Origin of the sequence: Bacillus rhizoplanae (assembly GCF_917563915.1) — a bacterium.
GTDB classification, from domain to species: Bacteria; Bacillota; Bacilli; order Bacillales; family Bacillaceae_G; genus Bacillus_A; species Bacillus_A rhizoplanae.
Genome location: NZ_CAKJTI010000015.1, coordinates 1 through 13582 on the forward strand (window position 1 = coordinate 1; position 13582 = coordinate 13582).

The 13582-nt window shown below is 34.7% G+C and carries 13 protein-coding genes and 1 pseudogene; 9 read left to right on the top strand and 5 right to left on the bottom strand.

All coding sequences use genetic code 11. The annotated features are described in order from the left end of the window. Window positions 1–199: 199 nt before the first annotated feature. Window positions 200–838: a FusB/FusC family EF-G-binding protein gene (locus tag LRP84_RS14135; RefSeq protein WP_230575668.1), complete on the top strand. Its 639-nt coding sequence runs from the start codon at window positions 200–202 to the stop codon at window positions 836–838. A 365-nt stretch (window positions 839–1203) separates the two neighbouring features. Next, the gene (gene speB / locus LRP84_RS14140; RefSeq protein WP_230575669.1) at window positions 1204–2148 is read left to right on the top strand and encodes an agmatinase; all 945 of its coding nucleotides are present in this window, start codon (window positions 1204–1206) and stop codon (window positions 2146–2148) included. 76 nt (window positions 2149–2224) lie between these two features. Here speB and msrA read toward each other — a convergent pair whose 3' ends face one another. From msrA to LRP84_RS14155, 3 genes are all read right to left on the bottom strand, one after another. Continuing rightward, window positions 2225–2761, bottom strand: coding sequence for a peptide-methionine (S)-S-oxide reductase MsrA (gene msrA, locus LRP84_RS14145; RefSeq protein ID WP_230575670.1), 537 nt, complete (start codon window positions 2759–2761; stop codon window positions 2225–2227). Between the two features lie 179 nt (window positions 2762–2940). Continuing rightward, on the bottom strand, window positions 2941–4647 hold the full coding sequence (locus tag LRP84_RS14150; protein ID WP_230575671.1) for an IS200/IS605 family accessory protein TnpB-related protein: 1707 nt from the start codon (window positions 4645–4647) through the stop codon (window positions 2941–2943). A gap of 177 nt (window positions 4648–4824) precedes the next feature. Then, complete coding sequence (locus tag LRP84_RS14155; RefSeq protein ID WP_230575672.1) at window positions 4825–5958, bottom strand: CapA family protein; 1134 nt, start codon at window positions 5956–5958, stop codon at window positions 4825–4827. 209 nt (window positions 5959–6167) lie between these two features. Here LRP84_RS14155 and LRP84_RS14160 point away from each other — a divergent pair, with 209 nt between their 5' ends. The 3 genes and pseudogenes from LRP84_RS14160 to LRP84_RS14170 all read left to right on the top strand — a co-directional run. Then, complete coding sequence (locus LRP84_RS14160) at window positions 6168–6881, top strand: DUF554 domain-containing protein (protein WP_230575673.1); 714 nt, start codon at window positions 6168–6170, stop codon at window positions 6879–6881. A gap of 61 nt (window positions 6882–6942) precedes the next feature. Then, on the top strand, window positions 6943–7848 hold the full coding sequence (locus LRP84_RS14165; RefSeq protein WP_230575674.1) for a GNAT family N-acetyltransferase: 906 nt from the start codon (window positions 6943–6945) through the stop codon (window positions 7846–7848). A gap of 2 nt (window positions 7849–7850) precedes the next feature. Further along, window positions 7851–8166 (top strand): annotated as a pseudogene (locus tag LRP84_RS14170) (GNAT family N-acetyltransferase); the annotation flags it as partial. A gap of 38 nt (window positions 8167–8204) precedes the next feature. Here LRP84_RS14170 and LRP84_RS14175 read toward each other — a convergent pair. Beyond that, window positions 8205–8966: a DODA-type extradiol aromatic ring-opening family dioxygenase gene (locus LRP84_RS14175; RefSeq protein WP_230575675.1), complete on the bottom strand. Its 762-nt coding sequence runs from the start codon at window positions 8964–8966 to the stop codon at window positions 8205–8207. A gap of 223 nt (window positions 8967–9189) precedes the next feature. Between LRP84_RS14175 and LRP84_RS14180 the strand changes: the two genes are divergently transcribed. The 4 genes from LRP84_RS14180 to LRP84_RS14195 all read left to right on the top strand — a co-directional run bounded on the left by LRP84_RS14180 (window position 9190) and on the right by LRP84_RS14195 (window position 12526). Continuing rightward, on the top strand, window positions 9190–10113 hold the full coding sequence (locus LRP84_RS14180; protein ID WP_230575676.1) for an alpha/beta fold hydrolase: 924 nt from the start codon (window positions 9190–9192) through the stop codon (window positions 10111–10113). A gap of 156 nt (window positions 10114–10269) precedes the next feature. Then, entirely contained in the window at window positions 10270–10716 is a 447-nt protein-coding gene (locus LRP84_RS14185; RefSeq protein WP_230575677.1) for a GNAT family N-acetyltransferase, read from the top strand. Between the two features lie 49 nt (window positions 10717–10765). Continuing rightward, complete coding sequence (locus LRP84_RS14190) at window positions 10766–11119, top strand: YunG family protein (RefSeq protein ID WP_230575678.1); 354 nt, start codon at window positions 10766–10768, stop codon at window positions 11117–11119. 99 nt (window positions 11120–11218) lie between these two features. Next, a complete protein-coding gene (locus LRP84_RS14195; RefSeq protein ID WP_230575679.1) occupies window positions 11219–12526 on the top strand; it encodes a bifunctional S-methyl-5'-thioadenosine deaminase/S-adenosylhomocysteine deaminase in 1308 nt (435 codons plus the stop codon). Between the two features lie 75 nt (window positions 12527–12601). On the opposite strand, the gene bacA is transcribed toward LRP84_RS14195, so the two are convergent. Continuing rightward, window positions 12602–13414: an undecaprenyl-diphosphate phosphatase gene (gene bacA, locus LRP84_RS14200; protein ID WP_230575680.1), complete on the bottom strand. Its 813-nt coding sequence runs from the start codon at window positions 13412–13414 to the stop codon at window positions 12602–12604. Between the last annotated feature and the right edge of the window lie 168 nt (window positions 13415–13582).

Genomic DNA, 13582 nt, shown 5'->3' on the forward strand with positions numbered 1-13582 from the left:
GCCCTGTACAATACAGAACTCATTCCTCATTAGCTGCTTAAAATATGCGTCTAACTTTTTGGGTTCACTTCATATTTTATATAAAATACTCAGTGCTTTTTAGGTAGAATTTGTTTCTAAATTATCTTCTACATTTTATAAAGCAAATTTGTTGTATAAAATATAAAATAGATAAACAATTTTGTATGGAGTGATAAAAATGGAAGCTTTTATTAGAAGTGATCAATATAATTTTATAAAATCACAAGCTCATATTCTAGTAAATGGACATGCAACAGCAAACGATAGAGGTGTTATTGCTGCTTTAAAGTCTCTTGCGATAGAAAAGGTGTTACATGTTTTTGAAAATCTTACTGATGAACAAAAAGAATTAATTGATATGATTTTAACGGTTGAAAATAGGGAAGACACGGAAGCGTTTTTATTCAAGTTAAATCCGTATGTCATTCCGTTTCAGGAAGTTACGACGCAAACGTTAAAAAAATTATTTCCTAAAGCTAAAAAATTGAAGCTTCCTGAAATGGAAGGAATAAATATGAAAGAGATGTCTTATCTAGGTTGGATTGATAAAGGCACAAGTAGAAAGTTTATTATAGCAAAGAATAAAAATAAGTTTGTTGGTTTACAAGGCACATTCCAAAGTATAAACAAAAAAGGTATTTGTGCATTGTGCCATGGTCATGAAGAAGTAGGTATGTTTCTAGTTGAAATAAAAGGGGATGTACCAGGTACTTTTGTTAAAAAAGGAAACTATATTTGCCAAGATAGCATAGCGTGTAATCAGAATATGACTTCACTGGATAAGTTATATGATTTTATTGAGAGATTGAGAAAATAACTTATAGTAAAAAAATAAGTACAGAAAAGGGTGATCTTTTATCATCCTTTTTATCCCGCTATTCGCGGGCAGTAATACTCCCACCTCAAAATTCAGTGAAAGCAAAGAAGTAAGGTGGGAGATAAACTGCCCGTAAAAGCCCGATTGGTGAGGGCTGATAATCAGTGGGGGATGAAGAATCCCCCACTGATTAAAGCTTCACTTTATGCTGTAAAGCATGGGTTATTCAATTTTGCATAGATGAGAAAAGATGAACAGTAGGGAAAGGATCATTTTTTGCATGGCATGATTTTTGCATTTTAATAAAAAAGATTCAGGAAAGTTTTTTGAATGTGAAAATTATGTTGATAAAGGGGAAATGACCTATGAAATATCCACTAACGCCAGATGTAAAACCAGAGTTTTGTACGACAGGTTCATTTATGAGATTACCATCAAGTAATGAGCAAGCAAAGATTGCAATTCTAGGAATGCCGTTTGATACGGCTGCTTCTTTTCGCGTTGGTGCGCGTTTTGCTCCGCAAGCAATTCGTCAAGCATCTATGACTTTGTTCCCATATCATCCGATTCACCATGTTTATCCGTTTGATGATACAAATGCAATTGATATTGGTGATGTGTCTGTGATCCCGCACAATATTCATCGTAGCTATGATGTAATTGAAGAAACTGTTTTGGGATTAATGCAACAAGGAATTATTCCGATAGGTCTTGGAGGGGATCACTCAGTTACATTAGCAAGTCTTCGTGCAGCAGCGAAAGTTCATGGACCTGTCGCAATGATTCACTTCGACTCCCACACAGACACATGGGATACATATTATGAAGAGAAATATTGGCACGGTTCCCCATTTATTCGTGCACATGAAGAAGGGTTACTACAACCTGAAAAAGTATTCCAAATTGGTATCCGGGGAACATTAAATCATCCTGGTGATATAGAAGCTAGTAATGATTTAGGTTATAACGTCATTACAACAGCTGAATTATGTGATCGTGGTTTTGAAAGCGTTCTTGAGCAAATGCGAGCAACGATTGGCGATACACCATGTTTCTTAACCTTTGACATTGATTTTGTAGATCCATCTTGTGCACCTGGTACAGGTACGTTAGAAGTGGGGGGATTTAACAGTCGCGAGACATTAAACATGGTGCGTTCATTAAGTGGATTTAATTATATCGGTTTCGACTTAGTAGAAGTATTGCCGCCATATGATCAAGCTCAAATTACTTCTCTTTTAGCAGCAACACTTGTGCATGATTTTGCTAGCTTAATTGCTTTACAGCTGAAAAATGAAGTGAATAAGTAAGAGGACAATTATTATATTGAAATATAAAAAGACCGATGAAACAACTTTTCATCGGTCTTAAAAACACGTCCATTTATTATTTTTTCTGCCAATTTTCCTTGATAAAGTCTTCACGACCAGATTCTTTCTGTTCCTTCGCATATTTGTCAGGATTTTTTTTATAAAAATGTTGATGGTATTCTTCCGCCTCGTAAAATGAAGCAGCTGGGCGAATGTCTGTTACAATTGGATCTTTAAATATACCACTTTCTGCTAATGTTTGTTTTGATTTTTCAGCAAGTTCTTTTTGCGCTTCATTGTGATAAAAAATGGCTGTACGATAAGATGGACCACGATCAAAAAACTGTCCGCCATCATCAGTTGGATCAATTTGCGGCCAATATAGATCTAATAATTTCTGATATGGAAAAATAGAAGGATCAAATGTAATTTGAACGACTTCTAAATGTCCAGATTCTCCAGATTTTACATCTTCATATGTTGGATTTTCAACATGCCCTCCTGCATAACCTGAAATGACTTTATGTATACCAGGAAGTTCATCAAATGGCTTTACCATACACCAAAAGCAACCACCAGCAAAAGTTGCAAGTTCAAATTGTTTTTCTTCCATTGCATGTAATCCCCCTAAATTGATATGTTTTATATAGTATCGTATATGTTGTTTATCATAGCAAGAGAAAAGTCTGGAAGAAAATTGAACTACCCCCACCTAAAATCCTAACGGATTTTTGAGGAAGGGGATTCCCCAAAAGGACAACTAAGACAAAATGCTTAGCAGACCATACCCATTCAACAAGGTATGGTTTTTCTACTTTCAAACTTAGACAAACCTTTTACTTCCAAGTCTGTAAGAGCCCCTGAAGGAAAAAGTTCGTTCACAGAACGAATCTTGTTATGGTTCGAAAGCTCCATCTGATAGAATGTGTGAACACGCAAATCAGACAGGATACCAGACAGCCACTTCCATTGCACCCAATGATGCAGACCTACCATCTTCTCTGGTAATAGTGAATACAAAATTGGTGGAAGTTTTTCTTTAAATCCCATTGCTCTTCTAGCAATGACATAAGAAGCTGTTTGGTGAATGCTGATACCAAAACGTTTCATATATTTGATTTTACCAATTTGAGAAGTGTACGCTGGATTTATCTCAAATACTGCTACACGCATCTTCTCAGCACGGCTTTTAATAGCTGAAATCATCTTTTTGTAAGCAAACATGCTCATCATCATGTTTGCTTTTTTGTTGCCATAAGGATTCTTAACCTTTGCTTTTGTTGTGTTTAATTTTTCTACAACAATTGGCTTGTTTGCTTTTACAGCAATATCAACTAATGCAATGGCTTCTGCTTCCATAATTTTAGTAATTTGTTCTGATGTTTTATCTAAAATATCAAAGGATAATACACCCGTTTTTATGAGTTGTCCTTGTTTATTGATGTTTGCCCAAGCAAAGTGGTCAAAATTACAGTCTACTCCAATGACACCATCGGATTTGTTGAAGTTTTTAGTTTGGTTCTCTTCAATATCTATTAAACATTTAAAAATGTAGTAATCCCTGTGGTCTTCAATTGCCCAACTGATTGGTTTTCCTGTATTCTTTTTATCTTTGCAATTCCATTGGTTTTGAACAGCTGCATTCACTTGTTCTTGTCCATACGGAAATGTAAGGTTCGGAATTTCAACTGCAATACCGTTTGGTGTTGTAAAGTGTAAAGATTGTGATTCTGTATTGTATGTAAATACAAAGTTTCCTGATTTCGCGTCTTTTCGAGCTGAAATCAACATTTGATTGTAACGAGCCTTTTCAAAATCCTGAACCCAAAGTGTATGATTTTGAGCATAAGTATCTACAGTATGTTGTGCTTTGAATAGTTTTTTACTCCCAAATACAACAGAAGAAACATTGTTTTTTAAACTATGAAGTAATTTTTGTAGTCTATCCAACCGAAATTCAAGGCTACCTAAACGAGAACGAAGTGTTTGAATACGCACATTTAAATATTCATGCTCAAATTGATAGGCGTGATAGTAAATATCCGTTCTCTTTTTAAACTGCACAATAAAATATCGTCCCATTTGTTGTTCTTTGGACGTTTTATTGAACTTTGGCTTCCCTTTGATAAAAGATGTTTTCATTTTATTTAGCACTGTCAAATCTGACTTGGTTTTCTTAATCTTCTTTTTTACAGCTTTAATCTGTTCATTTTTATTTTCGATATACAATTTCTTCAATTCTGTCTGAGAAGAAAACAGTGCATTGGCTTCCTGCACAGCACTATTTGCATAATAATCATTCAGACTAAATCGTGATTTTACAGTAATTTGCATACTATCAGAACGTCTGGAGGTGCCAGAACGTTTTTTTAACACTTGCGTTTGAAAAGCGAAATGCTTCGCACGATTAAATACGAAAAGAGCATGGCCAATAGCTTCAACATACTTCGGATTCAGTGCATTCTTATAGATACGAATTGAAAAATATGCTTTTTTCATTGGACACGCTCCTTTCTTGTTTTGTATACACAAAGTATATCAAAAAAGAACGTACGTTTCTATTTGTATACTTAAAAAAAACAACAAAAATGCGATTCATCCCCCACCTATCGCTTCGCGCTTGAGGTGGGGGATGAATCGCCAGATACGATAAAAAATTAATTGATTCGTATCAATCTATTGTGTCCGTTTATCAATAATGTTTCCATCTGTATCAATTTGTACATCATTGGAAATAGATTGCAAGTATTGCAGCATGTTTTGTTTTTCTGTATCTTGAAGCGGTGTAACTTGGTTATTACGAATCATATAAGGATTAAATGACATTTGTACGTCTTTTCCTTTAAATTTAATTGTTAGTACACCAGTTTCTGCACTATGTCCTGTTACATAGTCAGGGAAGAGGAAGTTTCCAAGTGAGTATGCAACGGGAACTTTGTTGTAATATTCAAAGCCTTGTAACCAGTGAGGGTGACTTCCGACAATAGCATTTGCACCTGCTTCTATCATTTTTTGTACATATTCTTTTTGATAGTCAGCTGGACGATTTGTTTTTTCGACACCCCAATGCATATACACAATCATATAATCGGCATCTTTCTTTTGTTCTTTAATCGTTTTTGTAACTAAGTTTAAATCGTAGCCATTTGCAACGCCGGGTTTATCATTTGTAGCTACCCATGCAGAATCAGGCATAAAACGGACAAACGAGATAAACTTAAATTTTTTACCCTTAATTGTAACTTCTCTCGCTGTATACGCATCTGATGCATTTTTTCCTGCACCGATATAGGGAAGGCCTATTTTTTCTACATGGAAAATTGTATCCAATAAGCCGTCTTGGAAATAATCGAGTGTATGGTTATTTCCGATATTAACAATGTCATAGCCTGTATTTTTAATAGCTTGTAATGTGGAGGGATCGCTTTTAATCCAAAATAGTTGGCCAGGATATTTTTTCTCGCGAGTTGTAAACGCAGATTCTAGATTTACAAATGAGTAGTCCGCTTTTTCTATTTCCGGTTTTACATGCTGAAATGGATAATCAGCACCTTTACTTTGAATAACAGGGCGTAATTGCCAATCAAACATTGTATCACCCGAGAATGTAAGTGTAATTTCAGGATCTTCTTTCGGTTTATTTGTTAGTTCTTTTCCTTTTGCCTTTTCTGTTTGCTTATTTTTTACTGCTGTGTTTTGTTCATTTTTCGTTTCTGAATTTAGTACATAGTTAATCAATAAGATTATAGGGGTAAAAAGGATGGCTAACAGTATGGTGCGTTTTAGTAATATTATTTTTTGAATTTTCATAAAAATCCCTTCCTTATGAGTTAATAATATAAATATATTGAATGTTAATTTAGATTTATATTCTGATATATATTTATGATGATTTTCAATAATAAGGTAACATGAGTAGCTTGATTAGGACAACGTGAAAATTGAAAATATTAAATTTTTAAAAAATAGTCTATAATTCTACTTATAATTTTATATATGGAAAGAATAGGTGGGAGAGAATGGTTTTACTTGGTGCTTTAGTAAATGGACTATGTATTATTGCAGGGACATTATTAGGTAGAATTTTTAGTGGCATTTCGGAAAATGTGAAATCGACTGTTATGCATGCAATTGCTTTAGCAGTAACGGTGCTTGGTTTGCAAATGGGGTTGAAAAGTGAAAATTTTTTAATTGTCATTTTAAGTCTTGTCATTGGAGCAGTAATCGGGGAATTGCTTATGTTAGAAGAGAAATTAAAAAATTTAGGAGATTGGCTAGAGAAAAAGATAGGATCAGGTGGAAAAGGGAGTATATCGCTAGGGTTTGTAACTGCAACATTAATATTTGTAATGGGAGCAATGGGGATTATTGGTGCTTTAGATAGTGGTATTCGTGGAAATCATAATGTTTTATATACGAAAGCGATTATAGACGGTTTTATTTCACTTATTTTAACGACAACATTAGGAATGGGTGTATTATTTTCGGCTATTCCTGTTACTTTATATGAAGGGCTGATTGCAATTTTTGCAACGCAAATTGATCGGTTTGTACCGGAAACATTAATGAATAATTTTATTGTGGAAATGACAGCAACAGGCGGGATTATGATTTTTGCCATTGGATTAAATTTACTTGAGGTTATCAAAATTAAGGTAGCTAATTTATTGCCGGGTATATTTGTAACGGCGGTGCTTGTCTCGATTATGTATGGGTATACACATTATTTTTAATAAAAAGCAGGAAGATGCTTTAGTGTGATAATAGTTATTTAGGGAAGGGAGTTAGGATGAAATGTATGAAATAAAATCGTTAAGCGTATTATCATTCGAAGAAGCTACAAATTTGTGGAACGCTGGATTCGAAGGGTATTTCATCGAAATTAAAATGACAATGGATGCTTTTTTAGCAAGAATGGCAATGGAGGAATTGTCACCATCATTTTCACTTGTAGCGTTTAATAACGGTGAGCCAGTTGGCATTATTTTAAATGGAATTAGAATCATACATGGTAAAAAAATTGCATGGAACGGTGGAACAGGTGTTATTTCCGAATTTCGCAATCGAGGAGTAGGTAGAGCATTAGTAAGAGCTTCGTTAGAATTGTATGAAAAAGAAGGAGTAGATATTGCGATGCTGGAGGCAATCAGTAAAAATGATTCCGCGATTCATCTTTATAAAAAGATGGGTTATGAAGTAATTGATCAACTTTTGATGTTACAGCATACAGAAATATTAGAAGATAGTGCTTTTCAGTTGCAACAGAGTAATACATACCATGTAAAAAGAGTTATAGCACAGGATATACATACTATTCAAATATCAAATGAAGAAATAAAGCCTTGGCAGACAGAATGGATGAGTGTAAGAAAAGATGGGGAATTATTAACTGTGTATGATGATACAAATGAAGAATTAGCGTATTTTCTTTATAAAAAAGTACTTGATCAGACAGGAAAACAACAAGCAACTGTATTGTATCAAAGTTATGTAGATACAAAGCGTATAGATCAGGAGGATATTGTTCGATTCGGATTACGTGAAGTTTTTTCTCCTTTACAAGGGAAGTTGAACAAGATGACTATGAATCTGCCCGCTTCTAATGAAGTGATTGTTCGTATTTTAAAAGAAGCGGGATTTACAGTTGCGAATGAGCAAGTGTTTATGGTGCAACATTTATCCTGCGTTAACGAGGAGTAATATTATGGTCACTAGCGATGAATGGAGATGAAGTGGTTGGTTTTATCTTTAGTAAAAAAGGTGTTGACAATAAAGCTGAAATTACTCACTTAGGTGTACGTCGTTCTAAGCGTAAACAAGGATTGGGATTAGCGCTATTACATCATGCATTTGGTCAATTGTATCAAGACGGGATTACAAAAGTTCATTTAAATGTAGATTCTGAGAATATTACAGGTGCACCTCGTGTATATCAAACAGCTGGAATGAAAGTGCAGAGTAAATTTGTTCGCTTTGATAAAGAGGTTTCTGTTAGAAAATAAAGAAGAAGTCCAGTAGTGAATTGCTGGACTTCTTTGGTTTCATATTATTAAGAATTAAAATTGTAAACAAAGATAGCTTAATGTTCCAAATTCATAGCTACGATGAATTACTTTTGGTTCTGCCTTGCCGCTTCCCATTGCAATGAAAAGAGGAACAAAGTGTTCTGCTCTTGGAACAGCTAAACGTGCATGAGGAGCTTCAACTTCCCAGTTGAATAGGGCGTCTGTATTGTTGTTCTGAATTTGATCAATGAGCCATTCATCAAATTCAACAGCCCATGATTCAGGCGTAGTTTGTTCCCATTTTAACATCCGTAAATTGTGCACCGTAACACCGCTGCCAATGACTAAAATATCTTCTTTTCCAAGTTCTTGAATGGCTTTTCCAATTTCATATTGTTCTTTTGCAGGAAGGAAGGGATTTACTGAAATTTGAACGACAGGTATATCAGCCTGCGGATACATACGGTATAGAAGTGTCCAAGAGCCATGATCTAATCCGCGCGTTGTATCTTTTTGAACCGCAATCCCTCGGTTTTTAAATTTCTCTTCTAGCATTGCTGCAATAGCTGACGAACCTTTTGCAACGTAGTTTATTTCATATAATTCAGGAGGAAAGCCGCCAAAATCATAAATCGTTTCATAGGCATTGTCTGAAGAAGAAATAGTTAAAATTTCACTTTCCCAATGAGCCGTAAAAATGACAATTGCTTTTGGTTTATATGTTTTACCAAGTGTTTGTAAAAATTTTGTATAGTCGGTATCTTGAATGGCTAGCATAGGAGAACCATGTGCTAAAAATAATGATGGCATCATAATTATTTTACCTCCAATAATTTAATTACTTTATGTAAGTAACTATATAACTTTAACTTCGTTTCGTCAAGAATGCAATGGCAGAAATTAAAATATCATAATTTGTAATAAGGAAAGCTTTTACATATAATTTATAGTAAGAAAAAAATGAATAGTAGTACATTTTATAAAGATATAGATTCGTATTGTTGTGAAGTAGATTATAGATTTGGGGGCTGTCAAAATGAACATACAGGAAAGCTTCGTTATGACATTGGATGGATCGGAAATTTATTTACGTCAATGGTTACCAGAAAGTGAGCCTCGTGGGATTATTCAAATTGCGCATGGTATGGCGGAACATGCTGGTTCCTATATAGAATGTATTGAAGCGTTATTGGAAGCTGGATACGGAGTATATGCTCATGATCATCGCGGGCATGGAAAAACAGTAAAGCAGGAAGAAGAGTATGGTCATTTCGAGCCGAATATAGGCTGGAATCAAGCTGTTTCTGACGTAGTCTTTGTTTCAGAGCTTATTCGTAAGGAACACACCTGTCCACTTTTCTTATTAGGACATAGTATGGGATCTTTTTTATCAAGACGTGCTGTGCAGCTTCGCGGTGAGTTATATAATGGGTTCCTTATTTCTGGAACAGGAGGGAATCCGGGGCTTTTAGGAGTCATTGGTCATAAAGTGGCAACGATTGAAATGAAACTTCGCGGAGCAAAAACGAAAAGTCCAATGCTGAACTTCTTATCATTTGGTAATTTTAACTCACACTTTAAGCCAAACCGTACGAAGTTTGATTGGCTGTCTTCGGATACGAATCAAGTTGATAGATACATAGAAGATTCACAATGTGGATTTATTTGTACAACGAGCTTTTACCGTGAATTATTTAACGGTGTACTGATGGTGAATAAACTTGAAGAATATAAGAAAACACCAAAAGAGCTTCCTATTTATATTTTTTCGGGAGACCGTGATCCGGTTGGAAACATGGGAAAAGGTGTACAAGAAGTATATGATATGTATAAAAAATGCGGTGTTAAAGATGTAACAATTCGTTTATATGAGAATGGAAGGCATGAAATGTTTCACGAAGTGAACAGACAGGAAGTATTTCAAGATGTGATTTCTTGGTTAAACGAGCATATTGTGTAAGATGAAAGCCTCTCCTTTTTCTATAGGTGAGGTTTATTTTTCGGAAATGGAAAATTATAGTACAATTAATATTCAGAAATAAAAGAATTTTCATCGTAATAAATTACATGTATATTTCTTAGTTGTATGTATAAAGGAGAAAAGGGAGAGAAATGAATGATTGTTAGAAAAGCATTATTAGAAGAAGCAAAAGAGCTAAGTAATCTCGCGCTAGCTTCAAAAGCAACCTGGAATTATAGTGAAGAATTCATATTAGCATGTAAGGAAGACTTAACAATTACGGAACAATATATTAAGAATAATTATGTGTATATTTTAGAAGAAAAACAAGAAATAATCGGATTTTTTTCATTCCAAAGAAAAGAAGTAGACAGCCTTGATTTTCTATACCTACACCCAAATTACAAAGGGAAAGGCTATGGAAGAATTCTTTGGGAAAGTGTTGTTCAAAAAGCAGAGGAATTAGAAATTAAGAGTTTTACGATTGATAGTGATCCGAACGCAAAAGGGTATTACGTAAAAATGGGAGCGAAACAAATAGGAGAAATACCTTCTACTGTTTTTAAAAATCGCATACTGCCGCTTTTGCGGTATGATTTGTAAATTAATTCTCATTGGATATTTTGAATTCAGTTAGGAGATGATAAGTGCGATGTATACGAAAATAGAAAAAATGAGAGATATTTTATTTCAATCTTGGTCAATAGAATCAAGTTCAAAATGGACTCCGGATAATCTAGCGAAAGGGCAATGTGGTGTAACAGCATTAGTAATCCAAGATTTGTTTGAAGGGAAAATCATGAAGACAAAAGCTTCAGAAGGCTGGCACTTTTATAACATTATTAACGGTAAAAGATATGATTTTACAGCCTCGCAATTTTTAGAAGAAATAACATATATGGACATTCCTTCTAATAGAAAAGAAGCATTTGCTGATACAAATGAAATACAATATGATGCTTTAAAACAAAAAGTTTGTATTCACATAAAGGAAGTTATTTCGTGATAATTATCTTTTGACTCTTGATGACCAATAAGTTACTATTATAGTAGTAACTTATTGGTGGAATGTTTATATCAAAAAGAGTCGAAAGGGGAAGTGTTTTTGAAAACAGCTTATGTAAGCGCCACAATCGTGACTTTAAATGAAAAGAATGAAGTATTGAAAAATGGATATATCATTGTAGAAGATGGTCAAATTATAGAAGTGCAATCAGGAGAATTATCTAGTGAGAAACAAGTGGATCAAGTTATTGATCTTCATGGAAAGTGGGTCTTACCAGGTTTGGTGAATACGCATACGCATGTCTTGATGAGTATTTTACGTGGAATAGGTGACGACATGCTCCTGAAGCCATGGCTTGAAACGAGAATTTGGCCGCTTGAAAGCCAATTTACGCCAGAGCTTGCTGTTGCTAGCACAGAGCTTGGTTTACTTGAAATGGTGAAGAGCGGGACGACAGCATTTTCGGATATGTTTAATCCAATTGGAGTAGATCAAGATTCTATTATGGAAGCTGTTCGTAAAAGCGGAATGCGCGCTGCTGTTTCTCGAACATTATTTAGCTTCGGAACGAAAGAAGATGAAAAGAAGGCAATTCATGAAGCGGAGAAGTATGTAAAACGTTATTACAATAAAGATGGTATGTTAACGACGATGGTCGCTCCTCATAGTCCATATGCATGTTCTACAGAAATGCTAGAAGAGTGTGCACGAATAGCAGCGGAAAATAAGACGATGGTTCATATTCATCTTTCCGAAACAGAGCGTGAAGTTCAGGATATTGAAGCACAATACGGAAAACGTCCAGTAGAGTATGTAGCAGATTGCGGTTTGTTCCAGAGACCAACAGTAATTGCACATGGTGTTGTGCTGAATGAAAATGAACGTACTTTCTTAACGGAAAACGATGTTCGCGTTGCTCATAATCCGATTAGTAATTTAAAATTAGGATCGGGTATAGCAGATGTTCGAGCGATGTTAGAGAGTGGAATAAAAGTCGGAATTGCAACAGATAGTGTTGCTTCTAATAACAATTTAGACATGTTTGAAGAAATGCGCATTACGGCTTTATTGCAAAAGGGTATTCATAAAGATGCAACAGTATTACCAGTGGAAACAGTTCTCTCATTAGCAACAAAAGGTGCAGCAGTCGTAATTGGGATGAAACAAACAGGTTCACTTGAAGCAGGAAAGTGTGCTGACTTTATTACAATTGATCCGTCTAATAAGCCACATTTACAACCAGCGGAAGAAGTGTTGTCACACCTTGTATATGCAGCGAGTGGGAAAGATGTTTCAGATGTTGTGATTAATGGGAAACATATTGTCTGGAACGGTGAATGTAAAACGTTAGATGAAGAGCGTATTATTTTTGAAGCGAGCCGTTATAAACGAGGACTAGTTATGTAATAAGAAGTAACATCTTTAAAGTAATTAAATGTCGAAGAACCTTTACGTTAACGTAAAGGTTCTTTGTTTTATATTTTACAAAATAAAAACCCAAAACATAATTGCTAACACAAAACGATAAATTGCGAACGGAATTAATTTTATTTTTGAAATAAGTGAAAGGAAAAATTTAATTGCAATCAATGCCACGATAAAGGCTGTTAAAAATCCCGTAATAAATAAAGGGAGATCATTAGCAGTGAGATAGCTCCAACTATCGAATAAATCTTTGCCTGATGCTGCGAACATGATAGGTACAGCCATAATAAAGCTAAGTTCAGAGGCTGTTTTATGATTCATTCCAATTAATAAGCCGCCCGATAAAGTTGCTCCCATTCTAGAGAAGCCTGGAATAAGAGCAAAACATTGAAATAATCCCATGTATAAAGCTTGTTTATAAGTAACTGAATCAAGATTTGAAGTTGTAGAACGATTTTTATGTACTAAATCAGTAATGATCATTAAAATCCCGCCAGCTACTAGGCCGATTACGACTGTCTTTGGCGAAAATAAAACATTTTTGATAAAGTCATGAAATAGAAGTCCGCCAATCATAAAAGGAAGAATCCCAATCAACACATGCAGCATATTGAGATGCGACTTTGCAGCACTTGTCGATTTAATAGAATTACCTATTCCTATGATATTGAGCAGACGTTTCCAAAAGACAACGACTACTGCAAGAATAGATCCGAGCTGAATCACAACTTCAAATGTCTTAGCACGAGTCGTACCTTCAAATCCAAGTAAATGCCCTACTAAAATTAAATGTCCTGTGGACGAAACGGGAGCAAATTCAGTTAGACCTTCTACAATACCTAATATAATAGCTAAAGTAATATCATTCATATATTCATATCCCCCTGAAAACAAGAAATTTCCATACTATCCCAGTATAGTTGATATCTGAATATTATGTAACTTGATTTTTAGATTAAATCTGATATACAAAACGGATTTAATAAATGCGTTTGTCTTGTACATACTGGAGCAAAATAAAAAGAGAATGTCTTACAA

What these genes read in the sequence shown, in the direction of transcription:
- bacA (WP_230575680.1), bottom strand. Translation starts at nt 13,414, where the DNA reads ATGAATGATATTACTTTAGCTATTATATTAGGTATTGTAGAAGGTCTA.
- LRP84_RS14185 (WP_230575677.1), top strand. Translation starts at nt 10,270, where the DNA reads ATGATTGTTAGAAAAGCATTATTAGAAGAAGCAAAAGAGCTAAGTAAT.
- LRP84_RS14135 (WP_230575668.1), top strand. Translation starts at nt 200, where the DNA reads ATGGAAGCTTTTATTAGAAGTGATCAATATAATTTTATAAAATCACAA.
- LRP84_RS14165 (WP_230575674.1), top strand. Translation starts at nt 6,943, where the DNA reads ATGTATGAAATAAAATCGTTAAGCGTATTATCATTCGAAGAAGCTACA.
- LRP84_RS14160 (WP_230575673.1), top strand. Translation starts at nt 6,168, where the DNA reads ATGGTTTTACTTGGTGCTTTAGTAAATGGACTATGTATTATTGCAGGG.
- LRP84_RS14175 (WP_230575675.1), bottom strand. Translation starts at nt 8,966, where the DNA reads ATGATGCCATCATTATTTTTAGCACATGGTTCTCCTATGCTAGCCATT.
- speB (WP_230575669.1), top strand. Translation starts at nt 1,204, where the DNA reads ATGAAATATCCACTAACGCCAGATGTAAAACCAGAGTTTTGTACGACA.
- LRP84_RS14155 (WP_230575672.1), bottom strand. Translation starts at nt 5,958, where the DNA reads ATGAAAATTCAAAAAATAATATTACTAAAACGCACCATACTGTTAGCC.
- LRP84_RS14150 (WP_230575671.1), bottom strand. Translation starts at nt 4,647, where the DNA reads ATGAAAAAAGCATATTTTTCAATTCGTATCTATAAGAATGCACTGAAT.
- msrA (WP_230575670.1), bottom strand. Translation starts at nt 2,761, where the DNA reads ATGGAAGAAAAACAATTTGAACTTGCAACTTTTGCTGGTGGTTGCTTT.
- LRP84_RS14180 (WP_230575676.1), top strand. Translation starts at nt 9,190, where the DNA reads ATGAACATACAGGAAAGCTTCGTTATGACATTGGATGGATCGGAAATT.
- LRP84_RS14190 (WP_230575678.1), top strand. Translation starts at nt 10,766, where the DNA reads ATGTATACGAAAATAGAAAAAATGAGAGATATTTTATTTCAATCTTGG.